Origin of the sequence: Pseudomonas sp. p21 (genome assembly GCF_001642705.1) — a bacterium.
Taxonomy (GTDB): domain Bacteria; phylum Pseudomonadota; class Gammaproteobacteria; order Pseudomonadales; family Pseudomonadaceae; genus Aquipseudomonas.
Genome location: NZ_LWBV01000004.1, coordinates 368818 through 391576, shown reverse-complemented (window position 1 = coordinate 391576; position 22759 = coordinate 368818). Strand labels below are relative to the sequence as shown.

Annotated in this window: 20 protein-coding genes; 15 read left to right on the top strand and 5 right to left on the bottom strand. The window is 64.7% G+C overall.

Features of this window, described 5'->3' with window-relative positions; all coding sequences use genetic code 11:
• The first annotated feature begins 183 nt into the window (after positions 1 to 183).
• The 6 genes from A4C63_RS15210 to A4C63_RS15185 all read left to right on the top strand — a co-directional run bounded on the left by A4C63_RS15210 (position 184) and on the right by A4C63_RS15185 (position 6566).
• Entirely contained in the window at positions 184 to 489 is a 306-nt protein-coding gene (locus A4C63_RS15210; RefSeq protein ID WP_063913365.1) for a DUF3649 domain-containing protein, read from the top strand.
• Positions 486 to 2063, top strand: coding sequence for a PepSY domain-containing protein (locus tag A4C63_RS15205; protein ID WP_063913364.1), 1578 nt, complete (start codon positions 486 to 488; stop codon positions 2061 to 2063). The genes A4C63_RS15210 and A4C63_RS15205 overlap by 4 nt, the downstream gene beginning before the upstream one ends.
• Positions 2063 to 2389: a DUF3325 domain-containing protein gene (locus A4C63_RS15200; RefSeq protein ID WP_063913363.1), complete on the top strand. Its 327-nt coding sequence runs from the start codon at positions 2063 to 2065 to the stop codon at positions 2387 to 2389. Before A4C63_RS15205 ends, A4C63_RS15200 begins: the two co-directional genes overlap by 1 nt.
• Positions 2390 to 2411: 22 nt before the next feature.
• A complete protein-coding gene (locus A4C63_RS15195) occupies positions 2412 to 2969 on the top strand; it encodes an RNA polymerase sigma factor (protein WP_172827532.1) in 558 nt (185 codons plus the stop codon).
• Complete coding sequence (locus A4C63_RS15190; protein WP_063913361.1) at positions 2966 to 3943, top strand: FecR family protein; 978 nt, start codon at positions 2966 to 2968, stop codon at positions 3941 to 3943. The genes A4C63_RS15195 and A4C63_RS15190 overlap by 4 nt, the downstream gene beginning before the upstream one ends.
• Before the next feature lie 220 nt (positions 3944 to 4163).
• Positions 4164 to 6566 carry a TonB-dependent receptor gene (locus A4C63_RS15185; RefSeq protein WP_063913360.1) on the top strand — a complete coding sequence of 801 codons (2403 nt, stop codon included), beginning with the start codon at positions 4164 to 4166 and terminating at the stop codon, positions 6564 to 6566.
• Between the two features lie 127 nt (positions 6567 to 6693).
• Here A4C63_RS15185 and A4C63_RS15180 read toward each other — a convergent pair whose 3' ends face one another.
• Positions 6694 to 7569 carry a helix-turn-helix domain-containing protein gene (locus A4C63_RS15180; RefSeq protein WP_063913359.1) on the bottom strand — a complete coding sequence of 292 codons (876 nt, stop codon included), beginning with the start codon at positions 7567 to 7569 and terminating at the stop codon, positions 6694 to 6696.
• Positions 7570 to 7769: 200 nt separating this feature from the next.
• Between A4C63_RS15180 and A4C63_RS15175 the strand changes: the two genes are divergently transcribed.
• On the top strand, positions 7770 to 8672 hold the full coding sequence (locus A4C63_RS15175; protein ID WP_063913358.1) for a DMT family transporter: 903 nt from the start codon (positions 7770 to 7772) through the stop codon (positions 8670 to 8672).
• 95 nt (positions 8673 to 8767) lie between these two features.
• On the opposite strand, the gene A4C63_RS26345 is transcribed toward A4C63_RS15175, so the two are convergent.
• The 3 genes from A4C63_RS26345 to A4C63_RS15165 all read right to left on the bottom strand — a co-directional run bounded on the left by A4C63_RS26345 (position 8768) and on the right by A4C63_RS15165 (position 11710).
• Positions 8768 to 9328 (bottom strand): hypothetical protein, encoded by a 561-nt coding sequence (locus tag A4C63_RS26345; protein ID WP_156510880.1) that lies wholly within the window; start codon positions 9326 to 9328, stop codon positions 8768 to 8770.
• A 282-nt stretch (positions 9329 to 9610) separates the two neighbouring features.
• The gene (locus A4C63_RS15170; protein ID WP_063913357.1) at positions 9611 to 10585 is read right to left on the bottom strand and encodes a D-glycerate dehydrogenase; all 975 of its coding nucleotides are present in this window, start codon (positions 10583 to 10585) and stop codon (positions 9611 to 9613) included.
• Positions 10586 to 10762: 177 nt separating this feature from the next.
• Complete coding sequence (locus A4C63_RS15165) at positions 10763 to 11710, bottom strand: LysR family transcriptional regulator (protein ID WP_015271759.1); 948 nt, start codon at positions 11708 to 11710, stop codon at positions 10763 to 10765.
• Positions 11711 to 11901: 191 nt separating this feature from the next.
• On the opposite strand from A4C63_RS15165, the gene A4C63_RS15160 reads away from it, so the two are divergent.
• The 4 genes from A4C63_RS15160 to A4C63_RS15145 are packed head-to-tail and all read left to right on the top strand — an operon-like array spanning position 11902 to position 16681.
• Positions 11902 to 13431: an efflux transporter outer membrane subunit gene (locus tag A4C63_RS15160; protein WP_063913356.1), complete on the top strand. Its 1530-nt coding sequence runs from the start codon at positions 11902 to 11904 to the stop codon at positions 13429 to 13431.
• Positions 13428 to 15605, top strand: a complete 2178-nt coding sequence (locus tag A4C63_RS15155; protein ID WP_063913355.1) for an FUSC family protein — start codon at positions 13428 to 13430, stop codon at positions 15603 to 15605. The genes A4C63_RS15160 and A4C63_RS15155 overlap by 4 nt, the downstream gene beginning before the upstream one ends.
• 4 nt (positions 15606 to 15609) lie before the next feature.
• The gene (locus A4C63_RS15150; protein ID WP_008097766.1) at positions 15610 to 15810 is read left to right on the top strand and encodes a DUF1656 domain-containing protein; all 201 of its coding nucleotides are present in this window, start codon (positions 15610 to 15612) and stop codon (positions 15808 to 15810) included.
• Positions 15811 to 15820: 10 nt separating this feature from the next.
• Positions 15821 to 16681 (top strand): HlyD family secretion protein, encoded by an 861-nt coding sequence (locus A4C63_RS15145; protein WP_063913354.1) that lies wholly within the window; start codon positions 15821 to 15823, stop codon positions 16679 to 16681.
• An 86-nt stretch (positions 16682 to 16767) separates the two neighbouring features.
• On the opposite strand, the gene A4C63_RS15140 is transcribed toward A4C63_RS15145, so the two are convergent.
• The gene (locus A4C63_RS15140) at positions 16768 to 17217 is read right to left on the bottom strand and encodes a universal stress protein (RefSeq protein ID WP_063913353.1); all 450 of its coding nucleotides are present in this window, start codon (positions 17215 to 17217) and stop codon (positions 16768 to 16770) included.
• A 272-nt stretch (positions 17218 to 17489) separates the two neighbouring features.
• Here A4C63_RS15140 and A4C63_RS15135 point away from each other — a divergent pair, with 272 nt between their 5' ends.
• From A4C63_RS15135 to A4C63_RS15120, 4 genes are all read left to right on the top strand, one after another.
• Positions 17490 to 18398, top strand: a complete 909-nt coding sequence (locus A4C63_RS15135; protein ID WP_063913352.1) for a LysR family transcriptional regulator — start codon at positions 17490 to 17492, stop codon at positions 18396 to 18398.
• 226 nt (positions 18399 to 18624) lie between these two features.
• Positions 18625 to 20166 (top strand): MFS transporter, encoded by a 1542-nt coding sequence (locus tag A4C63_RS15130; protein WP_063913351.1) that lies wholly within the window; start codon positions 18625 to 18627, stop codon positions 20164 to 20166.
• 28 nt (positions 20167 to 20194) lie between these two features.
• The gene (locus A4C63_RS15125) at positions 20195 to 21256 is read left to right on the top strand and encodes an HlyD family secretion protein (protein ID WP_063913350.1); all 1062 of its coding nucleotides are present in this window, start codon (positions 20195 to 20197) and stop codon (positions 21254 to 21256) included.
• Positions 21253 to 22704, top strand: coding sequence for an efflux transporter outer membrane subunit (locus tag A4C63_RS15120; protein ID WP_063913349.1), 1452 nt, complete (start codon positions 21253 to 21255; stop codon positions 22702 to 22704). Before A4C63_RS15125 ends, A4C63_RS15120 begins: the two co-directional genes overlap by 4 nt.
• Positions 22705 to 22759 lie beyond the last annotated feature (55 nt).

Here is a 22759-nt window from a genome sequence, read left to right as displayed (position 1 = left end):
GAGACCCTTGGTATTTCTGCGTCTCTTGACTCTAAGGTCAGGCAATGGCGCGACGAATTCAAGCCCTTTTTGAAAATAAATTTCTTGTTGCATTCAAGGCGACAGGCGGCGCATCGCTCGGCCTTTGCTTATGAGAATTGAAATCATTATTATTGCAACCCCGTAAACGCCCGGACCTTCGCCATGACGCGCAAAACCGCCGGCCTCTCGCTCAGCTATCGCATGGCCGTGACCTCACGCAGCCTGGCCGCGCTGCTGGGCGGCTACCTGCTGGCGTCCATGGCCAGCGTCTGTATTGCCCTGGTAGCGCCACTGCCACAGGTCGATGCCACGCTCACCGGCCTGCTGCTGTCATTCGTCTTCTACTTGCTGGCGTTCATCTGGTGCTTCGCCTGCCGCAGCGCTTGGCGCGCCTGGCTGGGCGTGCTGGCGCCAAGCGTGCTGCTGGGGGGGATCAGCGGGTTGGCCTACTGGATGAAAACCCCATGAAAGAAGGCTTCCGCCAGGCCATGGCCTGGCTGCACACCTGGACCGGACTGATCTTCGGCTGGCTGTTGTTCGCCATTTTCCTCACCGGCACGCTGTCGTATTTCAAGGAAGAAATTACCCACTGGTCGCAGCCAGAAGTGCGCAGCCATGCGCTGGACCCAATCCATAGCCTGGAGGTGGCCCAGCGTTACCTGCAGGACAACGCCGGGCACTCGGGCACCTGGCTGATCCGCATGCCCAACACACGCGAGGCCGCCTTGAGCGTGGGCTATCGCGACCCCAATGGCGGGCCGCGCGGCTTCGCCAGCAAGACCCTCGATACCCAGACCGGCGAGCCGGTCGAGGCACGCGACAGTCGCGGTGGCGAGTTCTTCTACCGCTTCCACTTCCAGTTGCAGATGCCTCACCCCTTCGGCCGCTGGCTGTCGACGTTCTGTGCCTTCATCATGCTGCTGGGCCTGGTCACCGGCATCATCACCCACAAGAAGATCTTCAAGGAGTTCTTCACCTTCCGCCCCGGAAAGGGCCAGCGCTCCTGGCTGGACGGGCACAACGCCTTCGGCGTGCTGGTGCTGCCGTTCCATCTGATGATCAGCTACAGCAGCCTGGTGCTGTTCATGTACCTGGTGATGCCGGCCGGCATCATGGCCAGCTATGGCAATGACACCGGCAAGTACTTCAACGACCTGTTCGGCCGTAACGATGCGCCCAAGGCGGCCCAGGTGGCCGCGCCGCTGGTACCGTTGCCGAGCCTGTATGCCAAGGTGCAGGACCTGCAACCGGGCGCGCGTATCGGCCGTATCCAGGTGGACAATGCCGGCGACAGCAATGCCCGCGTCACCTTCACCCAGTCCGCGGCCGACCATGTGGCCTATCGGCGCAGCGCCAACTGGACCTTCGATGGCGCCAGTGGTGCGCTGCTGAGCCAGGGCAAGCCGGAGAGCGGCGCGATGATGACCGCCTTCAGCTTTGCCGGCCTGCACATGGGCAACTTCGCCGGGCCCTGGCTGCGCTGGCTGTACTTCTTCTTTGGCGTGGCCGGTACTGCGGTGATCGGTACCGGGTTGGTGATGTGGCTGGGCAAGCGCCAGCTCAAGCATGCCAAGAGCGAACGCCTGCCGGGCGAACTGCGCCTGGTCGAAGTGCTCAATATCGCCAGCATGAGCGGCCTGCTGCTGGCTGTGGCGGGCTTCTTCTGGGCCAACCGCCTGATCCCCATGGGCGTCGAAGGCCGGGCCGACTGGGAGGTCAATGCCTTTTTCATCACCTGGGGCCTTTCGCTGGTGCATGCCGTGCTGCGTAGCGGGCGCCGGGCCTGGGGCGAGCAACTGGTACTGGGCGCGCTGGCCTTCGCCTTGCTGCCGCTGCTCAATGGCCTGACCACCGGCCAGGGCTTGAACCATTCGCTGCAGGCGGGTGACTGGGCCATGGCCGGCTTCGACCTGACCGCACTGGGCACTGGCCTGTTCCTGGCCTGGCTGGCCGGCAAGATGTTGCGCAGCCCCAAGCCAGTGGCCAAGCGCGCCCCTCGTGCAGCAAAAAAACCGAGCACCGAAACGGCGGAGGTAAGCTGATGCTGGGTAATGCACTGATCGCCTTCGCAGGCTTCGTCGCCTTGTGCCTGGCCATGGAGAAACACTTCGCCGACCTGCTCGGGCGCAAGCCGCGCCCGGGGCAGTTGCGCCTGTTGCGCAGCGCCGGCTGGCTGCTGCTGGTGCTGTCGCTGGTGCTCAGCGTGCACCTGCGCGGCTGGGCCCATGGCCTGGTGGAGTGGACTGCAGTGCTGATGGCAGGGGTGACCCTGTGGGTGTTCGGCCTGCCATACCAACCCCGCCTGCTGCTGGGCCTGGCCGCCGCCAGCGTGGTGCTGGGGCCGTTGCTGGCCGTGTTCGCCGAGTGACCTGGTGAGCGAGCCGGGCGACATGACCGAGGCGGATGCCGAAAGCGGCGGCGGGCGTGCGCGCTTCGTCCAGGTGTTCCTGGCCCAGCGGGCACGCATGGAGGCACTGGTGAGCCGCCGGGTCGGCTGCCGGGCCACGGCATCGGACCTGGTCCAGGAGCTGTTCCTGCGCTTCTGGCGCCGCCCTGAGGTCAAGGTCGAGGCGCTGGACACCTACCTGCTGCGTTGCGCCGGCAACCTGGCCATCGACCACCTGCGCAGCGAAGGCAGCCGCGAACGTGCGGCCGAAGCTGTGTTGCCGGTGGATGCAGCGGCCATGGCCCAGGCGCCGGAGCAGGCCGTGGAGGTCGACCACGATTTGCAGCGCATCGAAGCGGCCTTGCGTGCCTTGCCTGAACGCACCCGGCAGATCTTCCTGCTCAACCGCATCCACGGCTGCAAGTACGGCGAGATCGCCAAGGCCATGCAACTGTCCCAGAGTGCTGTGGAAAAGCATATGATGCGCGCCCTCGAAGCGTGCAAGGCGAGTGTTGCCGAGCCCGCGTCCACCCCACGCCGGCCAGGGAGTGCCCGTCGATGAGCCGTTTACCGCAGATCACCGAGGCGCAGTCCCGGGCCGCGCTGCAATGGCTCAGCCGAATCAACGAGCAGCCCGCGCAGGCCGAGGGGGCGGCGTTCAAGCGTTGGTTGTTGGCCGACCCCGGGCATCGCGCAGCCTACGAACAGGCCCAGGCGCTGTGGCAGAGAAGTGCCATCCCGGCGGCGCGCCTGGCTGATGAAGAGCATGAAGGCCTGCAGCGCTACCTGGATGCCATGGCCAGGCCACCGGCCACGCGCCGGTGGCGGGTCGGGGCGATTGCAGTGGCGGCCTGCCTGCTACTGGCCTTTGGTGTCGCCGGTGGTTGGCACCCGGGATACTGGTTGCAGGACCTGCGAGCCGACTACAGCAGCACCGGGCAAGTTCGCCAGGTAACGTTGGCTGACCAGTCACAAGTGACGCTGGATGCGGGTAGTGCGATTGCGGTGGATTTCGCCCACGGCGAGCGCCGCGTGCGGTTGCTGCATGGTGCAGCGTTCTTCCTGGTTACGCATACCGGCGCGCCATTCCTGGTCGAAGCTGGCGGTGGCGAGGTGCGGGTGCTCGGCACCCAGTTCGAAGTGCGCGAGCAGGGCGATGGTGCCCACGTCACGGTACGCAGCGGGCGGGTGGCGGTGAGCCCGGCACCGGGCGCCATATCGCGTGAACTGACGGCCAACCAACAGGTGGCCTACGCTGCCGGTCGGGTGGGCGATACCCAGGCAGTGGACAGCGACAACCGCCTGGCCTGGCGACAGGGCTGGCTGAATTACTACCAGGTGCCGCTGGCACAGGTGGTCGAGGACCTGGGGCGCTATTACCCGGGGCGCATCCTGTTGCTCGATGGTGAGCTGGGGCAGCGCAAGGTCAGTGGTAGTTTCCCGGTGGCCGAGCCGTTGCTGGCGCTGGATTCGCTGGGCAAGGTAATGGGCTTTTCGCGGCAGACTGTGCTGGGGCGGTTGACCCTGATCCGGTAGTCGCCTGTGCGGGCCTCTTCGCGGGCTTGCCCGCTCCCACAGGTACTGCACCGGATTCGAAACTTGTGCAGTCCCTGTGGGAGCGGGCAAGCCCGCGAAGAGGCCGGCACAGGCAGAAAATATTTTTCAGGCAACGGGTGAGGTAACAGGACGTGGCATCCGTGTAATGAGTGGAAGTGCGATTCATTCGCAGTCATATCCCTCTCACAGGTCAGCGTCCATGAAGTTCACCCCGCGTTGTGTCCCCCTCTGGCTAGGCCTTTCCGTGCTCCCGGCACTCGCGGTCGCCCCCCTGGCCTGCGCCGCCGAGCAACAGCAGGCGTACGCCTTTGCCCAGCCGGCGCAACTCCTGGCCCAGGCACTCAACGCCTTCAGCCGCACCACCGGCCAGAGCGTGGTCTACACCCTGGAACTGCCCGGCGTGCAGGCGCCGGCGCTGAACGGCAGGTTCAGCGCCGAGCAGGCCCTGCAACAGCTGCTGGGCACTACCGGGCTGGCCTGGCGCCGCGTCGATGCACGCACCCTCACCCTCGAGGCGGTGGACACCTCCGGCGCCCTCAACCTGCAGGCCACCACCGTGACCTCGCAACTGGACGACTACAGCTACCAGCCCCCGGCTACCGCCTCGATCATGCGCGGGCAGGGCCCGAGCCAGGACATCCCCCAGGCAATCAATGTGGTACCGGCCCAGGTCATCCGTGACCAGGCCCCGCGCAACCTCGACGACGCCCTGGCCAACGTCAGCGGCATCACCCAGGGCAACAACTTCGGCGGTACCTCTGACACGGTGATGAAGCGCGGCTTCGGCGACAACCGCGACGGCTCGATCATGCGCGATGGCATGCCTGTCGTGCAGGGCCGCAACCTCAACGCCAGCACCGAGCGGGTCGAAGTGCTCAAGGGCCCGGCCTCGCTGCTGTACGGCATCCAGGACCCGGGCGGGGTGATCAACGTGGTCAGCAAGCGCCCGCAACTCGAGCAGTACAACGCCCTGACCGTGCGCGGGTCGACCTACGGTAGCGGCAAGAACGGCAGCGGCGGCGGGCTCGACAGCACCGGCGCGCTGGGCGACAGCAACTTCGCCTATCGCCTGATCGTCGATCACGAGGATGAGGACTACTGGCGCAACTACGGCGTGCACCGCGAATCGCTGGTGGCGCCGTCGCTGGCCTGGCTGGGTGAAGATACCCAGGTGGTACTGGCCTACGAGCACCGCGAATTTCTCTCCCCCTTCGACCGTGGTACGGCGTTCGGCAACAACGGCCACCCGCTGGACATCCCGGCCACGCGGCGCCTTGACGAGCCGTTCAACGACATGGAGGGGCGTTCCGACCTGTACCGTCTGGAAGTCGACCACCAACTGGCCGATGACTGGAAGCTGCACTTCGGCTACAGCTTTAACCGCGAAACCTATGATGCCAGCCAGGTGCGGGTGACCGGGGTAAATGAAGAAAGCGGCACGCTGGCACGCAGCATCGACGGCACCCACAACGCCATGAGCCGTGACCAGTTCGCCACGCTGAGCCTGGCCGGTAATGTGGAACTGGCCGGGATGCAGAACGACCTGCTGTTCGGTGTCGATCACGAGGACCGCAAGATCTTCCGCGGCGACCTGATCCGGCAGACGGCCCGATCCACCTTCAGCTATGTGAGCCCGGTCTACGGCCAGGAAGTGGAGGGCACCCAAGTCGGTGCCAAAGAGAGCGACCAGACCGACAAGCTGCGTACTGATTCGCTGTTCTTCCAGGATGCCCTGCACCTGGACGATCACTGGATCCTGGTGGCTGGCGCACGCTTCCAGCAATACGACCAGTTGGCCGGGCGCGGCCGGCCGTTCCTGGTCAACACCGACACCAGCGGCCAGAGCTGGGTACCGCATGCCGGTGTGGTCTACAAGGTCGATGAGCAGCTGTCGCTCTATGCCAGCTACAGCGAATCGTTCAAGCCCAACTCGACGATTGCACCCTTGAGCATTGGCGGTGGCCTTACCCAGACCCTCGACGGCAGCTTTGCCCCGGAGGAAGGCAAGTCGTGGGAGCTGGGCGCCAAACTCGACATGCCTGGCCGTGTCACGGGCACTCTGGCGTTGTTCGATATCACCAAGCGCAACGTGCTCGTTTCCAACTTTGATACCAGTACGCGCGAAACGGTGTACAGCAATGCCGGGGAGGTCAGCTCGCGTGGTGTCGAACTCGACCTGACCGGCCAGTTGAGTGAGCGCTGGAGCCTGATCGGCAGCTACGCCTTCACCGATGCGCAAGTGACCAAGGACCCGGACCTCAAGGGCAACCGCCTGCAAAACGTGGCCCGGCACAGTGGTTCGCTGTCGGCGGTGTATGACTATGGCAGCTTGTTCGGTGGCGATCGCCTGCGCATTGGCGCGGGGGCGCGGTACGTGGGCGACCGGGCTGGTAACTCGACCAACACCTTCGAGCTGCCGTCCTATACCGTGGCCGATGCCTTTGCCAGCTACGAGACCAGGCTCGACGAGCACAAGGTGCTGTTGCAGCTGAACGTGAAGAACCTGTTCGACAAGGTTTACTACAGCTCGGCGGTGAACCAGTACTTTGTGGCCATTGGCGATGCGCGGCAGGTGAGCTTGTCCAGTACCTTCGAGTTCTAGGTATTTGGGGCTGCTTTGCAGCCCTTCGCGGGCACGCCCGCTCCCACAGGTTTACTACAAGCCTGAAGCTGATGCTGTACCTGTGGGAGCGGGCATGCCCGCGAAGGGCCGCAAAGCGGCCCCAGTTTCACGAATTGAAGGCCAAACGGTATTCGCCTGGTGTAGCACCGACCGCCTGGCGGAACCGGTTGCTGAAATGGCTGGCACTGGCAAACCCGCACAACAGGGCAATCTCCCCCAACGGCATCACCCCCAGCCGCAACAGCTGGCAGGCCCGATGCAGCCGCCGAGCCAGCAGATACTGGTGCGGCGGCAGCCCGAAACTAGCGCGGAACATACGGGCAAAGTGGTATTCGGACAGGTTGCAGCGCAAGGCCAGTTCACCCAGGGTGATGGGCTGGTCGAGGTGCGCTTCGATGTAGTCGACCAGCTGCCGGCGCAGGTTCGGTGCCAGCCCGCCTTTCAGGCGCAGGCCCTGGCGCAGCCCGACCTGGCTGAGCAGCGCATGGTCGACGATCTCGTGTGCAAGGCTGCTGGCCAGCAGGCGTTCGCCAGGTTCATCCCAGTCCAGGGTTATCAGCTGGCGAAAGCGCGTGGCTTGTTGCGGGTCATCGAGAAAGGTCGCTTCCTGCAGTTGCAGCTCACGCGGTTCACGGTCGAGCAGGCGCACGCAGCCCAGGGCGAATTGCGCCTCGCTGACATACAGGTGTGCCAGGCGAATCGCGCCATTGACCACCCAGTTCGACTCGTGCCCGGCCGGCATCACGCACAGCTTGTCGGGCGCCCCTTTGTCGCCCGGGCGCTGGCGGCGGAAGGTGCCAGTGCCGTCGGCGATGTAGCACGACAGGGTGTGATGGCTCGGTGCCTGGTAGTCGCGGGCATCATCGCGGTTGCTCCACAACGCCGCTGCCAGCCCGTCGCCCAGGTGCGCGCTCAGCTCCAGCCGGGCGTGGGGCGAGGCGTGCATGGCGTTGAACACTTGCAGCTGGGTGAGTGGGGTCATGGGCGGTTCCTCTTGCCAGCCATCCTACTGCGCCTTGGGCAGGCTTACAGCTACCTGCAGGACAAATGCGCAAGTTTGTGCAAGCCGTTCAGGGGCACCCGGAAGAAACTGGAGGCCTCGGCGAGGGCTGCGCCCTCGATTCGCGGCTAAAGCCGCGAAGCGCCGGGCACCGATCTTGAAAGGCCCAAGGAACCGCCGCCATGAACCTGTCACTCTACCTGCTCACCGTCCTGATCTGGGGCACCACCTGGATCGCCCTGAAACTCCAGCTAGGCGTTGTCGCCATTCCGGTCTCGATCGTTTACCGCTTTGCCCTGGCCGGGCTGATCCTGTTCGCCTTCCTGCTGCTCACCCGGCGCCTGCAGCCGATGAACCGGCGTGGCCACCAGATCTGCCTGGCCCAGGGCCTGTGCCTGTTCTGCGTCAACTTCATCTGCTTCCTCAGTGCCAGCCAGTGGATCGCCAGCGGCCTGATCGCCGTGGTGTTCTCCACCGCCACCCTGTGGAACGCGCTGAACGCACGGATCTTCTTTGGCCAGAAGATCGCCAGCAATGTGCTCGGCGGCGGCGCCTTGGGCTTGCTCGGCCTGGGCCTGCTGTTCTGGCCGGAGCTGTCGCACCAGGCGGCCAGCCGCGAAACCCTGTACGGCCTCGGCCTGGCCCTGCTCGGCACGCTATGCTTCTCGGCCGGCAATATGTTGTCGAGCATGCAGCAGAAGGCCGGGCTCAAGCCCATGACAACCAATGCCTGGGGCATGGTCTACGGGGCAGCGATGCTGGCGGTGTTCTGCGTGGTCAGCGGCGTGCCGTTCAGCATGGAGTGGAATGTGCGCTACATCGGCTCGCTGCTGTACCTGGTGGTGCCGGGCTCGGTGATCGCCTTTACCGCCTACCTGACCCTGGTCGGGCGCATGGGGCCGGAGCGGGCAGCGTACTGCACGGTGCTGTTCCCATTGGTGGCGTTGAATGTGTCGGCGGTGGCCGAGGGGTATCAGTGGACGGCGCCGGCCTTGTTGGGGCTGGTGGCGGTGATGGCGGGGAATGTGCTGGTGTTTCGCAAGCCCAAGGCCAAGTTGGCTGGGCTAGCTGTAGCTGCTAAATAGCGGTACTTAGCCTTGCCGAGTAAGGCCGCTCTCACAGGATCAAAGCAGACCCTGCGAGAGCGGACCTGTCCACAAAAGACCGCACAATATTTTCGTTAACCAGGAATCGTGATTAGTGCGAATATCCACATAAACTGGTAGCGCTCATCGATTGCCAAAACTACAGTGTTCGGTGACGGGTTGTCAGCTGAAGCGTAGTAGTTGCCAGTTGTCTTGTCCACGTGGCCGTTGCCAGCAAGAATATACCAGGAGGTGTTTTCCAAAGGGACATCGATCCATTTGCCCTCTTTGTTTGTTATAGAGAATTTTAGAGGCGCATGACCATTTACAGGCTTAAGTTCAAGTTTGGCGTTGGGTTGCGGCGCCAATGAAAACGTAAGCATTGTTGCCGCCTGGTAGTGCCGTCCTCCTAGAGCGGTCACAATGTCGATTGCTAAAAGGCTTGAGATATCGGAGCTTGAATTTCTCGACTGAGAATTGCTACTGAAGTCAGGGGCTATATATATGACGGAGCTTCCACTACCTTCCAGCTGTCCGTGTGGGTGATCTTGAAGCGTCCAAACTGGATTTTGGAGGGATGTATTTAGAGGGACTTCCTGGCGTGGATAGGGGAAATAAATATCTTTCAGGCCAGATGATTCATTTTTATTGCTCATTGCAGTGCCTCCAGTTTTTGGAGTGGCTAGTATCAGTGGCAATGGTTCCTTTGGGAACTGGCAAATTTGCTAGTTGCGTAGTGAGCTGAATCTGCTGTTGATGGATGCAGTAATAAGTCAAATGCTGAATGTCAAAACTTATTTGTCATGCTGCTCCCTTATATCGGCTCAAGGGAAACATACAACTGCACGTGTTTTTTTGCGATTGGGTAATATGGCCGGCAGAGGGCAGGTGGTGACACTCTTTCTACCGGCTCGAGCGTAGTTGGGTAAGTAACTGCTTTATCGTGTCCACACCTGCGGGTTCACCAGGTCCCGCGGCCGCTCACCCAGCAGCGCTGCGCGCAGATTGTCGATTGCCCGGTTGGCCATGGCCTCCCGGGTTTCGGCAGTGGCCGAGCCAACGTGCGGCAAGGTCAGTGCATTGGGCAGCTTGAACAGCGGCGAATCGCTCAGCGGCTCTTTCTCGTACACGTCCAGGCCCGCACCACGAATGGTACCGTTCTGCAGTGCATCGATCAGCGCAGCTTCATCTACCACCGGCCCGCGGGCGATGTTGATCAGGAACGCGCTCGGCTTCATCAGTTGCAACTCACGCGCACCGATCAGCTTGCGGGTGGCATCGGACAACGGCACCACGATGCAGACGAAATCGGCTTCAGCCAGCAGTTGCTCCAGGCTGCGGAACTGAGCCCCCAACTCTTGCTCCAGCGCGGTCTTGCGGCTATTGCCGGAATAGATGACCGGCATGTTGAAACCGAACCAGCCGCGACGGGCAATGGCGGCACCGATGTTGCCCATGCCGACGATGCCCAGGGTCTTGCCATGTACATCGCTGCCGAAGTGGGCCGGGCCCACGGTGGCCTGCCAGTTGCCGGCCTTGGTCCAGGCATCCAGCTCGGCGGTGCGGCGGGCGCAGCCCATGATCAGCGAAAAGCCCAGGTCGGCGGTGCTTTCGGTCAGCACGTCGGGGGTATTGGTCAGGGCGATGCCGCGTTCGTTGAAGTAGTCCAGATCGTAGTTGTCGTAGCCGACCGACACGCTGGATACCACCTCCAGCCTGGCCGCGCCTTCAAGCTGCGCCCGGCCGAGCTTGCGGCCAACGCCGATCAGGCCATGGGCCTCGGGCAGGGCTTCGTTGAACTGGGCGTTGATATCGCCGAGCTTGGGGTTCGGGATGATCACGTAGAAGTCTTGCTGCAGGCGTTCGGCCATGGCCGGGGTGATACGGCTGAAGGCCAGGACGGTCTTTTTCATCGGGCTACTTCTCTGCAAGGCGTGGGACGGTGGGGGCTTCTTCGCGGGCACGCCCGCTCCCACAGGTACCGCACAGATTGAAGGCCTGTGCATTACCTGTGGGAGCGGGCGTGCCCGCGAATGGCCTGACATTGGTTAGCAACCTACCATTGTCCGCCCCCGCAATGCAGCAGCTTTTTAGTTGGCGATCATCACCTGATGGGTTTTCAGGTCCGCCTCATGCGCCGCGAGAATCTCCGGTAGCGAGTTGCGCAGGTACTCGACCCAGGTCTTGATCTTGGCATCCAGGTACTGCCGCGACGGGTAGATGGCGTACAGGTTGAGCTCCTGCAGCCGGTACTCGGGCAGTACCCGCACCAGGCTGCCGTCGCGCAGGCCGTCGATGGCCGAATAGATCGGCAGCACGCCCACGCCCATGCCGCTGCGGATAGCAGTCTTCATGGCATCGGCAGTATTGACCATGAACGGCGAGCTGGTGATGTTGACCATTTCCTGGCCTTCCGGCCCGTCGAACAGCCACTTTTCCAGCGGGATCACCGGGCTGACCATGCGCAGGCAGGCGTGCTTGAGCAGGTCGGCAGGCTTGTGTGCCACGCCGTGGCGGGCGATGTAGGCGGGCGAGGCGCAGACAATGCTGTAGGTGATGCCCAGGCGCTGCGACACGAACCCCGAGTCGGGCAGTTCGGTGGCCAGCACGATGGACACGTCATAGCCCTCGTCGAGCAGGTCGGGCACGCGGTTGGCCATGGTCAGGTCGAAGGTCACGTCCGGGTGCGATTCGCGATAGCGGGCGATGGCGTCGACCACGAAGTGCTGACCGACCCCGGTCATCGAGTGCACCTTCAACATCCCGGCCGGGCGGGCATGGGCGTCGCTGGCCTCGGCCTCGGCTTCTTCGACATAGGTAAGAATCTGTTCGCAACGCATCAGGTAGCGCTTGCCGGCTTCGGTCAGCGCAATGCGGCGGGTGGTACGGTTGAGCAGCCTTGTTTGCAGATGGGCTTCCAGGTTGGAGACCGCCCGCGACACGTTCGCGGTGGTCGTATCCAGTTGCCCGGCGGCAGCGGTAAAGCTGCCGAGTTGGGCTACGCAACTGAAAGCACGCATGTTTTGCAGGGTGTCCATGGGTCACTCTCGATGTAGAGGACAAAATTGTGTCACGAAGTAACGTAAAAGAGATGAAAAGTTGCCTTCGACCAAAGGCGGATTATCGCCGTTTTGGTAACAAAGATTCGCAGGAATCCACGCTTATCGCCAGTGCTGACGCCCCCTAGAATTGCCCGGCCTCTTCACCTCTTCCTCGGGAAATCGCAGCTGTGCCGCGTCGCATCATCAGAACGCTCAATGCGTTCAGTGCCTGTGCCCTTGCCCTCACCTTGAGCGGCTGTATCGGAACCTGGGGCATTGCCCCGCAAAGCAAGACGCTGCAAGCCAACACCCTGACCACCGACGCGGCCATACGTGAAGCCGCGACCGACGCCCATTGGCCCGACCAGCAGTGGTGGCGCGCCTATGGCGACCCACAGCTGGACCGCTGGGTTGCCCTGGCCGTGGCCGGCAGCCCGAGCCTGGCCATGGCTGCGGCGCGGGTACGCGAAGCCAGGGCCATGGCCGGTGTGGTCGAGTCGGCGGAAAAGCTCCAGGCCAATGGCCAGGCCACGCTCAAGCGCCACAACTGGCCTGAAGACCAGTTCTACGGCCCGGGCGCGCTGTCCGGCGCCAACACCTGGGACAACAACGCCGCGATTGGCTTCAGCTACGCGCTCGACCTGTGGGGCCGCGAACGCAATGCCAGCGAGCAGGCCGTGGACCAGGCGCACATGAGCGTGGCCGAAGCCCGCCAGGCGCAGCTGGAGCTGCAGAACAACGTGGTGCGCGCCTACATTCAGCTGAGCCTGCACTTCGCCCAGCGCGATATCGTCAAGGCCGAGCTGGAACAGCAGGAGCAGATCCTGGCCCTGGCCAAGCGCCGTCTGGATGCCGGCATCGGCACCCACTTCGAAGTCAGCCAGGCTGAAGCGCCGTTGCCGGAAACCCACCGCCAGCTCGACAGCCTCGACGAAGAAATTGCCCTGGCCCGCAACCAGCTGGCCGCCCTGGCCGGCAAGGGCCCGGGGGAGGGGGCGCAGTTGCAGCGCCCGAGCCTGGCCCTGGCCGCGCCGCTGAAACTGCCGTCGAACCTGCCGGCCGAACTGGTCGGCCAGCGCCCTGACGTGGTTGCCAGCCGTTGGCAGGTAGCCGCTCAGGCGCGTGGCATCGATGTTGCCCACGCCGGCTTCTTCCCCAACGTCGACCTGGTCGGCAGCCTTGGCTTCATGGCCACCGGCGGTGGCCCGCTGGAATTCCTCACCGGGCGCAAGTTCAACTACAACGTCGGCCCGGCCATCAGCCTGCCGATCTTCGACGGTGGCCGCCTGCGCTCGCAGCTGGGCGTGGCCTCGGCGGGCTATGACGTGGCCGTGGCGCGCTACAACCAGACCGTGGTCGGTGCGCTGAAGAATATCTCCGACCAGCTGATCCGCCGCGAGTCGATGAGGGAGCAGTCGCACTTCGCCGCCGAGTCGGTCGCGGCCGCGCAGAAAACCTACGACATCGCCATGGTCGCTTTCCAGCGTGGCCTTACCGACTACCTCAACGTGCTCAACGCCCAGACCTTGCTGTTCCGCCAGCAGCAGGTGCAACAGCAGGTGCAGGCCGCCCGCCTGATTGCCCATGCCGAGCTGGTCACCGCCCTGGGCGGCGGCTTGCAGGCCGGTCAGGACGTGCCGGAAGAGGAGCGCCAGGCAGCACCGAAAACCCCGGCCACCCTGGCCATTTTTGACAAGAAGCCGGAAAACGCCGAATGAGCACTTCCAGTTTGCCCTTGCGCTGGCTGCAGAGCCTGGAATGGCGCCGGGGCTTCTTTGCCTGGGCGCGCACCGACGGGGTGACCTGGGTGTACATCTTCAAGGTGCTGGCCGCTGCATTCATCACCCTGTGGCTGGCCATGCGCCTGGAGCTGCCGCAACCGCGCACGGCGATGATCACCGTGTTCATCGTCATGCAGCCGCAAAGCGGGCATGTGTTCGCCAAGAGCTTCTACCGGGTGCTCGGCACCCTGGCCGGCTCGGCGATGATGGTGGCGCTGATCGCCATTTTCCCGCAGAACACCGAGCTGTTCCTGCCCAGCCTGGCCCTGTGGGTAGGCCTGTGCTCGGCCGGTGCCATGCGCTACCGCACCTTCCGCGCCTATGGCTTCGTGCTGGCCGGCTACACCGCAGCGATGATCGGCCTGCCGGTGCTGCAGCACCCCGACCAGGCGTTCATGGCGGCGGTATGGCGGGTGCTGGAAATCGCCCTGGGCATTCTGGTGTCGACCTTCGTCAGCGCCGCGATCCTGCCACAGTCGGCCAGTGCCGCCATGCGCAACGCCCTGTACCAGCGCTTTGGCGTGTTCGCCGGGGTGGTGGTCGAGGCCCTGCGTGGCGATAGCCAGCGGGACCGCTTCGAGAGCAGCAACGTGCGCTTCGTCGCTGAAGCAGTGGGCCTCGAGAGCCTGCGCAACGTCACCGCCTTCGAGGACCCGCATATGCGCCGGCGCTCTGGTCGCCTGGTGCGCATGAACAGCGAATTCATGGCCATCACCACGCGCTTCAATGCCCTGCACCGTTTGCTGGAGCGCCTGCGCGCCCGTGGCCCGCTGCAGATCGTCGGCGCCATCGAACCGGGCCTGAACACCCTGGTGGAACTGTTGCAACCTTACGTGGGTCGGGCGCTGACCGACGCCGATGCGCTGCGCCTGACCCTGGAGCTGGCCGCCTACAAGGAAGGCCTGCAGGCCCAGGTGCGCGGCCTGCGCGCCGAGTACCTGGCGACCGAGCCGAGCGAGTCCGACCTGCTCGACTTCCATACCGCCTTCGAGCTGCTTTACCGCTTCGTCGACGAGATGTACAGCTACGCCGAAACCCACGCCTCGCTGGCCGCGCACCGGCACGAACGCGAGCAGTGGGATGAGCCCTACGTGGCGCAGACCAGCTGGCTGGTGTCGTTGGCCGCCGGTGTGCGCGCCTCGGCGGTGCTGTTGCTGCTGGGCAGCTACTGGCTGTTCAGCGACTGGCCCAGCGGCGCCATGATGACCCTGATCGCCACCGTCACCGTGGGCCTCTCGGCCGCCTCGCCGAACCCCAAGCGCATGTCGTTCCAGATGGCTTGCGGCACAGCGATCGGTGCCTTCGTCGGCTTCTTCGAAACCTTCTTCGTGTTCCCCTGGATCGACGGTTTCCCACTGCTGTGCATGGTCCTGGCGCCGGTGTTCGTGCTGGGCGCGTTCCTCTCGTCACGGCCGGCCTATGCCGGCTACGGCATCGGCCTGCTGGTGTTCTTCGCCATCGGTTCGGTGCCGAACAACCTCACCGTGTATGACCCGTACACCTTCATCAACGACTACATCGGCATGGTCATCGGCATGTTCGTCTGTGCCGCGGCCGGGGCGATCATCCTGCCGCCCAACAGCCGTTGGTTGTGGAGCCGCCTGGAGCAGGAGCTGCGCGAGCAGGTGCTGTTTGCCATCAGCGGACGCCTGCGCGGCCTGGGTTCAGCCTTCGAAAGCCGCACCCGTGACCTGCTGCACCAGGCTTATGGCTTGGCAGCCGGCAAGCCACAGGTTCAAAGCCAGTTGATGGGCTGGATGTTCACCGTGCTGGAAATCGGCCACGCGGTCATCGAGCTGCGCAAGGAGCAGGCCCGTGCGCCGGTACACCCGGCCTACGCCGAGTCGCAGCCCTGGCGCCAAGCGATCCGCGTGATGGGCCGTGCCCTGGCCCGACTGTTCCTGCAGCCCAGCGCCAGCAACCACGAACGCGCGCTGGTGGCAGTGGACCACGCCATTGCCCGTGTGCAGGCCACCGACGAGCCCTTCGCTCGCCACTTCGACACCTCGGTGCTGCGCCGCGCGCAAAGCTACCTGCATTTCATCCGTTCTTCCCTGCTCGACCCACAGTCGCCGTTGGCACCGGCGAAAGGACTGCACGATGCTCCGTGAAACCATGCCCCGTGAAATCGCCTTCCATGGCGTGTACATGCCCACCATGACCTTGATGTTCCTGTTCGCCCTGGGCCTGGCCTGGGGCCTGGACCGGTTCATCGCCAGCCATGATGGCTACCGTTTCTTCTGGCACCCGGCGCTGCTGCGCCTGAGCCTGTTCGTCTGCCTGTTCGGCGCCTTGGCGCTGTCGCTCTACTGGTGAGAATCCTTCGATGAAAAAGTTCTTCAGCCTGATCGCCACCCTGCTGGTGCTGGCCGCTGCCGTGGTGATCGGTCGCCAGTTGTGGCTGCATTACATGACCACGCCATGGACCCGCGACGGCCGCGTGCGCGCCGATATCATCAACGTCGCCGCCGACGTGCCCGGCTATGTGGTGGACGTGCCGGTCAAGGACAACCAGCGGGTGAAGAAGGGCGACTTGCTGATCCAGATCGACCCCGAGCACTACCAGCTGGCAGTCGACCAGGCCAAGGCGCAGGTTGCATCGCGCAAGGCCACCTGGGAGATGCGCAAGGTCAACGCCAAGCGCCGTGCCGACATGGACAACCTGGTGATCTCCAAGGAGAACCGCGACGACGCCAGCAACATCGCCAACTCCGCCCAGGCGGACTACCAGCAGGCCCTCGCCGAACTGGCCGCGGCCGAGCTGAACCTCAAGCGCACGCAGATCGTGGCCACCGTGGACGGCTACGTGACCAACCTGAATATCCACAAGGGTGACTATGCGCGCACCGGTGAAGCGGTGATGGCGGTGGTCGACGAAAACTCGTTCTGGGTGTACGGGTTTTTCGAGGAGACCAAGCTGCCGCATGTGAAGGTGGGTGACCAGGCCGAGCTGCAGATGATGAGCGGCGAGCGCATCAAGGGCCATGTGGAGAGCATCGCCCGCGGCATCTACGACCGCGACAACCCGCAGAGCCGCGAGTTGATCGCCGATGTGAACCCGACCTTCAACTGGGTACGGCTGGCGCAGCGGGTGCCGGTGCGCATTCATATCGATGAAGTGCCGGACGGGTTTTTGCTGGCGGCGGGGACGACTTGTACGGTGGTGGTGAAGCCGAGCGAGGGATGAGCCGGGGTGAGGTAGTGCGGCTCCTGGCCTCTTCGCGGGCTAGCCCGCGAAGAGGCCAGGAGCAATGAACACTTCTCGCAGAGCAGTTAGCTCGCAGCTCCTACCAACACTGGCACCTTCACCCGATCAATCACCTTGGCGCTGATCGACGGGTCCAGCAACCGCCCCAGCCGCGACAGGTGGCGGTGGCCCATGATGATCAGTTCACAATTCAGTTCCTGCGCCTTGGCCACGATCGCCTCGACCGGCTGCCCGGCTACCATGCAGCCCTGGCTGGCGAAGCCGGCTTGCTGCAGCTCGCGCACCGCCTTGGCCACGGCCTGGTCGGCCTGGTGCTGCTCTTCGCAGGCGGCGGGGTATTCTTCCAGTTCCTCGGCGGTGTAGGGCGCGGGTTGGTCGTGGACGGCGAAGGTAGAGTCGATGGCCAGCAGCACGTGCAGTTCGTGCTCGTCGGGGCGGCAGTAGCGGCGGGCGAGGGTGAGCAGGGCGGTGGATGCAGGGGAGGCATCGATGGCGATCAGGACGGGGCTGGGCATGTGGGGTCCTTGGCAAAAGCTGGTTGATGTATCTGCGGGGGCGGCCCTTTCGCGGGCATGCCCGCTCCCACAGGTACCGCACATCACTCAGACATTGTGAGGTTCCTGTGGGAGCGGGCGTGCCCGCGAAAAGGCCAGACCTGCCAATGCTTCATTTAAGGCCGAACACTGCCAGTGAATAAATGCCCTACCACGCACGAGCGCATTGCGTCTGGTGCATTCCACCAACCTGCTACCATCGCCATTGCTCACAGCTGTAACGGAAAACGGCCATGCAACTCCCGGACATGAACCTGCTCGTCGCCCTCGATGCCCTGCTCGACGAGGGCAGCGTGGTTGGCGCGGCGCAGCGCATGAACCTGAGCCCGGCGGCGATGAGCCGGACCTTGGGGCGTATCCGCGATGCATTGGGTGACCCGATTCTTGTCCGCGCCGGCCGTGGCCTGGTGCCGACGCCGCGGGCGTTGGCCCTGCGCGAGCAGGTGGCGGCACTGGTGGAGCAGGCTGGCGAGGTGTTCCGCAGTGCCGACGAGGTCGACCTGCCCAAGCTCGACCGGGCCTTCAACATTCGCACCAATGACCTGTTCATCGCCCTTTACGGCGCCCAGTTGCTGCGGCGCATGCACGAGCAGGCGCCGCGCACGGTGCTGCGCTTCGTGCCGGAAAGCCCCGGCGGCGATGACGACAGCGTGCTGCGCGACGGCCGTACCGACCTGATCATCAGCTCGACCGTGGACCTGGGCCCGGAGATCAAGGTGCAGAGCCTGTTCCAGACCTACTACGTGGGCCTGGCGCGGCGTGACCACCCAATCTTCGAGCAGCCGATCACGCCGACCAGCTTTGCCAGTTATCCACAGATCAGCGTGTCCCGCCGTGGTCGGGCCAACGGGCCGATCGATGTGGAGCTGGCCAACTTCAAGGTGCAGCGGCGGGTGGCGCTGATTACCCCGAGCTTTCACTCGGCGCTGTTCTCGCTACCGGATTCCGACCTGATCCTGCCGATGCCGGCGAACATCCTCAACAGCGTGCACAAGCTTGGGCTGCCGCTGCGCTCGTTCCAGATCCCGGTGCCGCTGGAGCGGGTGACCGTGCTGCAGGCCTGGCACCCGCGGTTTCACAATGACCCGGCGCATCGGTGGTTGCGGCAGACCCTGAAGGCTTGCTGCAGCGTCGACCCTTGATTCCGGGTTGGCTTCTTCGCGGGCATGCCCGCTCCCACAGGAACATCACAAGTCTTGAGAGGTGTGCTGTACCTGTGGGAGCGGGCGCGCCCGCGAAGCAGGCGACTCGGTTTTGAAGTGAATTGCGTCTAACGCAACATAAACCTACCGATAAGTCAGTTTTCGTCAGCATTCGACCTTCTTAGACTTGCTCCAGTCGCAAATTTGTTGCTGGAGATGTCTGCCCATGAGTTCCCTGTCCGCCCCGTCTGCCGCGCTTGCCGCCGCCCCCGCGCCGGCCGCGCCTGCGCAGACTGCGTTTGGCCTGCAGGTAGTGGTCGGGCTGTTCGGTGTGTTGCTGGCCGTGCTGTGCGCGGGCCTCAACGAGTCGGTGACCAAGATCTCCCTGGCCGATATCCGCGGGGCCATGGGCATCGGTGCCGACGAAGGCGCCTGGCTGCTGGCGGTTTACAGCGCCGCCTCGGTCTCGGCCATGGCCTTCGCGCCATGGCTGGCCACCACGTTCTCGCTGCGGCGCTTCACCATGAGCGCCATCGGCCTGTTCGCCGTGCTCGGCCTGCTGCAACCGTTCGCCCCCAATCTGCACAGCCTGATGCTGCTGCGTGTGCTCCAGGGCTTCGCCTCTGGCGCGTTGCCACCGATGCTGATGAGCGTGGCGCTGCGCTTCCTGCCGCCGGGCATCAAGGTCTATGGCCTGGCCTGCTATGCCCTCACCGCTACCTTCGGCCCCAACCTCGGCACGCCGCTGGCAGGGCTGTGGACCGAATACGTCGGCTGGCAATGGGCGTTCTGGCAGATCATCCTGCCCTCGGCGCTGGCCGCTGCCTGCGTCGGTTGGGGCCTGCCGCAGGACCCGCTGCGCCTGGAGCGCTTCAAGCAGTTCGACTGGCGCGGCGTGCTGCTCGGCCTGCCGGCCATCAGTTGCACCGTGCTGGGCCTGTCGCTGGGCGACCGCTGGGGCTGGTTCGATTCGCCGCTGATCTGCTGGCTGCTCGGCGGTGGCCTGCTGTTGCTGGTGCTGTTCATGTACAACGAATGGTCCGAGCCGCTGCCGTTCTTCCAGTTGCGCATGCTGTCGCGGCGCAACCTGAGTTTCGCCCTGGTGACCCTGGCTGGCGTGCTGATCGTGCTCTCGGGCGTGGGCAGCATCCCGTCGGCCTACCTGGCGCAGATCCAGGGCTACCGCCCGGCGCAGACCAGCCCGCTGATGATGCTGGTCGCCATGCCACAGCTCATCGCCCTGCCGCTGACGGCGGCGCTGTGCAACATCCGTGCGGTGGACTGCCGCTGGGTGCTGGGTATCGGCCTGGCGATGCTGGCGGTGTCCTGCGTGGGCAGCAGCCTGTTGACCAGCCAGTGGATCCGTGGCGATTTCTACCCGTTCTACCTGCTGCAGGTGTTCGGCCAGCCGATGGCGGTGCTGCCATTGCTGATGCTGTCCACCAACGGCATGACCCCGCAGGAAGGCCCGTTCGCCTCCAGCTGGTTCAACACCGTCAAGGGCATGGCCGCAGTGATTGCCGGTGGCCTGCTGGACGCCTTGGGCACCCTGCGCCGGCACTTCCATTCCAACCACCTGGTGGACAGCCTGGGCAACGCCCCGCTGGTCGACGATAACGCAGCCGGCCTGGCCAGGCGCATCCACGACCAGGCGCTGGTGCTGACCTCGGCCGACCTCTACCTGGTCATGGCCTGCATTGCCGTAGCCCTGATCTGCCTGATTCCTTTCGTGCCTACCCGGGTCTATCCGCCGCGTGCGGTGGCCTGAACCCTGGATGAATTCGAGAACCACTGAAATGACCAACAACCGCAAAACCCTGTTCATCGGCTCGGTGCTGGCCGTGGCCGTCCTGGCCGGCATCGTCGGCCCCTGGATGTTCGGCAGCGACCACCGCCAGAGCACCAATGACGCCTATGTGATCGCCGACTACACCGTGGTCGCGCCCAAGGTCGCCGGCTTCATCAAGGAGGTGCTGGTGGAAGACAACCAGCAGGTCAAGGCCGGTCAGTTGCTGGCGACCATCGATGCCCGTGACTACCAGGCCGCGCTGGATGCCGCACAGGCGCAGTTGCTGGTGACCCAGGCGCAAAGCGCCGATGCCCGCGCCACCCTCGAGCGCCAGGCGTCGCTGATTGCCCAGGCTGAGGCGGCGGTGAAGGCGGCCCAGGCCGAAGCTGCGTTCGCCGACCATGAGGTCAACCGCTACAGCCGCCTGGCCGAGCAGGGTGCCGGCACCGTGCAGAACGCCCAGCAGGCGCGCAGCGGGGTCGACCAGGCCCGTGCGCGCCTGGCCAATGCCCAGGCGGCACTGGTCGCGGCGCGCAAGCAGGTGGATATCCTTTCCGCCCAGGTGGCCAGCGCCGACGGCCAGCTGAAGCGGGCCGAAGCGGGGCTGGAAAAGGCTCAGCTCGACTTGTCCTACACCCGCATCACCGCGCCAGTGGACGGCATGGTCGGCGAGCGCGCCTTGCGTGTCGGTGCCTACGTCAACCCGGGCGCTCGCCTGCTGTCGGTGGTGCCGTTGCAGCATGCCTACGTGGTCGGCAACTTCCAGGAAACCCAGCTGACCCACGTGCAGCCCGGCCAGGCGGTGAGCATCAGCGTCGACACCTTTGCCGGTGAGAAGCTGCAAGGCCATGTGGAAAGCATCGCCCCGGCCACCGGCGTGACCTTCGCCGCCGTAAAGCCGGATAACGCCACCGGCAACTTCACCAAGGTGGTGCAGCGCATCCCGGTGAAGATCGTTTTCGACGATGGCCAGCCGCTGCTTGCCCGCCTGCGCGTGGGCATGTCGGTGGAAGCGACCATCGACACCCGTGGCGACAAGCTCGACGGCAAAGAGGTAAGCGCACGATGAAACCGGCATTACGCTTGAGCCCGTTGCTGCTGGCCGTGTTGATGGCTGGCTGCACGCTGGGCCCGGACTTCCAGCGCCCTGACAGCCAGGCACCGCAGCAGTGGGCGCCGCTGCAAGGTGAGGTGGCGGCCAGCCAGCCGCAGGCCGCACCGCTGGAACTGCGCTGGTGGGAAAGCTTCCACGACGCCCGCCTGAGTGCCTTGATCCAGCGCGTTGCCGAGCGCAACCTCGACCTGCAGATGGCCAGCGCCCGCTTGCTGCAAAGCCGCGCCCTGCGCAGCACCGTGGCTGCCGACGAAGTACCGTCGGTGGATGTGAATGCCGGCTACAGCCGCGCGCGCAACAGTGCCGAAGGCCTGAGTGACCCGTCCGGCAAGGCGGGCAAGCAAGCCTTCAACCTCTGGCAGGGCGACCTGGTGGCTGGTTGGGAGGTGGACCTGTGGGGCCGCGTGCGGCGCCAGGTCGAGGCTGCCGATGCCACGGTCGAAGTGGCTGAGAACGACCGCCGCGGTGTGCTGCTGGCATTGCTTGCGGAAACCGCCGGCAACTACATCCAGCTGCGCGCCGTGCAGCACACCATCGATGTGACTCGCGACAACCTCAAAGTTGCCCAGCACAGCCTGAAGTTGTCTGAAAACCGCCAGGCCGAAGGTGTCGCCACGCGCCTGGATGTGGCCCAGGCCAGTGCCCAGGTCGCCTCGATCGAGTCGCGCCTGCCAAGCCTGGAAGCACGGCGCGATGACCTGATCAACGCCCTCAGCCTGCTCGCCGCCGAACCGCCGCGCAGCCTGCAGGCCGAGTTGCTGCAGGGCGGCGAACTGCCTGCGCCGCAGCAGACGTTCGCCATTGGCTTGCCGTCCGAACTGGCCGAGCGCCGCCCGGACATTCGCCAGGCCGAAGCCCGCCTGCATGCCGCCACCGCCAGCATTGGCGTGGCCAAGGCCGACTTCTACCCCAGTATCCGGCTGTCGGGCAGTGTCGGGTTCCAGGCCATGCAGCTGTCCGATTTCGGCGCCTGGGATTCGCGCCGTTTCGCCTTCGGGCCGCAGCTGTCGCTGCCGATCTTCGAGGGTGGCCGGCTCACGGGCACCCTGGAACTGCGCGAGGCGCAACAGCAGGAAGCGGCGCTGAACTACCGCAAGGTGGTGTTGGGCGCCTGGCATGAAATCGACGATGTGCTACGCCTGTACAACGCCAGCCAGCTGCGCCGCGATCACTTGGCCGAGGCAGTGCGGCAGAACCGCATCGCCCTGGAAACTGCCCAGCGCCAGTATGTGGAAGGGGCAGTGGACTTTCTCAATGTGCTGACGGTGCAGGGTGCATTGCTGGCCAGCGAGGAGCAGTGGATCGACAGTTCGGCGGCGGTGTCGCAGGCGCTGGTGGGGCTTTACAAGGCCCTGGGTGGTGGCTGGCAGGCATTCGATGAACAGCCTGTGAAGAAGGCATAGCGGCAGGGGGCCGCCCTGCGGCCCTTCGCGGGCATGCCCGCTCCCACAGGGACCG

What these genes read in the sequence shown, in the direction of transcription:
- A4C63_RS15190 (WP_063913361.1), top strand. Translation starts at nt 2,966, where the DNA reads ATGAGCCGTTTACCGCAGATCACCGAGGCGCAGTCCCGGGCCGCGCTG.
- A4C63_RS15150 (WP_008097766.1), top strand. Translation starts at nt 15,610, where the DNA reads ATGCCCCGTGAAATCGCCTTCCATGGCGTGTACATGCCCACCATGACC.
- A4C63_RS15135 (WP_063913352.1), top strand. Translation starts at nt 17,490, where the DNA reads ATGCAACTCCCGGACATGAACCTGCTCGTCGCCCTCGATGCCCTGCTC.
- A4C63_RS26345 (WP_156510880.1), bottom strand. Translation starts at nt 9,328, where the DNA reads ATGAGCAATAAAAATGAATCATCTGGCCTGAAAGATATTTATTTCCCC.
- A4C63_RS15200 (WP_063913363.1), top strand. Translation starts at nt 2,063, where the DNA reads ATGCTGGGTAATGCACTGATCGCCTTCGCAGGCTTCGTCGCCTTGTGC.
- A4C63_RS15140 (WP_063913353.1), bottom strand. Translation starts at nt 17,217, where the DNA reads ATGCCCAGCCCCGTCCTGATCGCCATCGATGCCTCCCCTGCATCCACC.
- A4C63_RS15195 (WP_172827532.1), top strand. Translation starts at nt 2,412, where the DNA reads ATGACCGAGGCGGATGCCGAAAGCGGCGGCGGGCGTGCGCGCTTCGTC.
- A4C63_RS15130 (WP_063913351.1), top strand. Translation starts at nt 18,625, where the DNA reads ATGAGTTCCCTGTCCGCCCCGTCTGCCGCGCTTGCCGCCGCCCCCGCG.
- A4C63_RS15120 (WP_063913349.1), top strand. Translation starts at nt 21,253, where the DNA reads ATGAAACCGGCATTACGCTTGAGCCCGTTGCTGCTGGCCGTGTTGATG.
- A4C63_RS15170 (WP_063913357.1), bottom strand. Translation starts at nt 10,585, where the DNA reads ATGAAAAAGACCGTCCTGGCCTTCAGCCGTATCACCCCGGCCATGGCC.
- A4C63_RS15145 (WP_063913354.1), top strand. Translation starts at nt 15,821, where the DNA reads ATGAAAAAGTTCTTCAGCCTGATCGCCACCCTGCTGGTGCTGGCCGCT.
- A4C63_RS15210 (WP_063913365.1), top strand. Translation starts at nt 184, where the DNA reads ATGACGCGCAAAACCGCCGGCCTCTCGCTCAGCTATCGCATGGCCGTG.
- A4C63_RS15125 (WP_063913350.1), top strand. Translation starts at nt 20,195, where the DNA reads ATGACCAACAACCGCAAAACCCTGTTCATCGGCTCGGTGCTGGCCGTG.
- A4C63_RS15175 (WP_063913358.1), top strand. Translation starts at nt 7,770, where the DNA reads ATGAACCTGTCACTCTACCTGCTCACCGTCCTGATCTGGGGCACCACC.
- A4C63_RS15185 (WP_063913360.1), top strand. Translation starts at nt 4,164, where the DNA reads ATGAAGTTCACCCCGCGTTGTGTCCCCCTCTGGCTAGGCCTTTCCGTG.
- A4C63_RS15205 (WP_063913364.1), top strand. Translation starts at nt 486, where the DNA reads ATGAAAGAAGGCTTCCGCCAGGCCATGGCCTGGCTGCACACCTGGACC.
- A4C63_RS15180 (WP_063913359.1), bottom strand. Translation starts at nt 7,569, where the DNA reads ATGACCCCACTCACCCAGCTGCAAGTGTTCAACGCCATGCACGCCTCG.
- A4C63_RS15155 (WP_063913355.1), top strand. Translation starts at nt 13,428, where the DNA reads ATGAGCACTTCCAGTTTGCCCTTGCGCTGGCTGCAGAGCCTGGAATGG.
- A4C63_RS15165 (WP_015271759.1), bottom strand. Translation starts at nt 11,710, where the DNA reads ATGGACACCCTGCAAAACATGCGTGCTTTCAGTTGCGTAGCCCAACTC.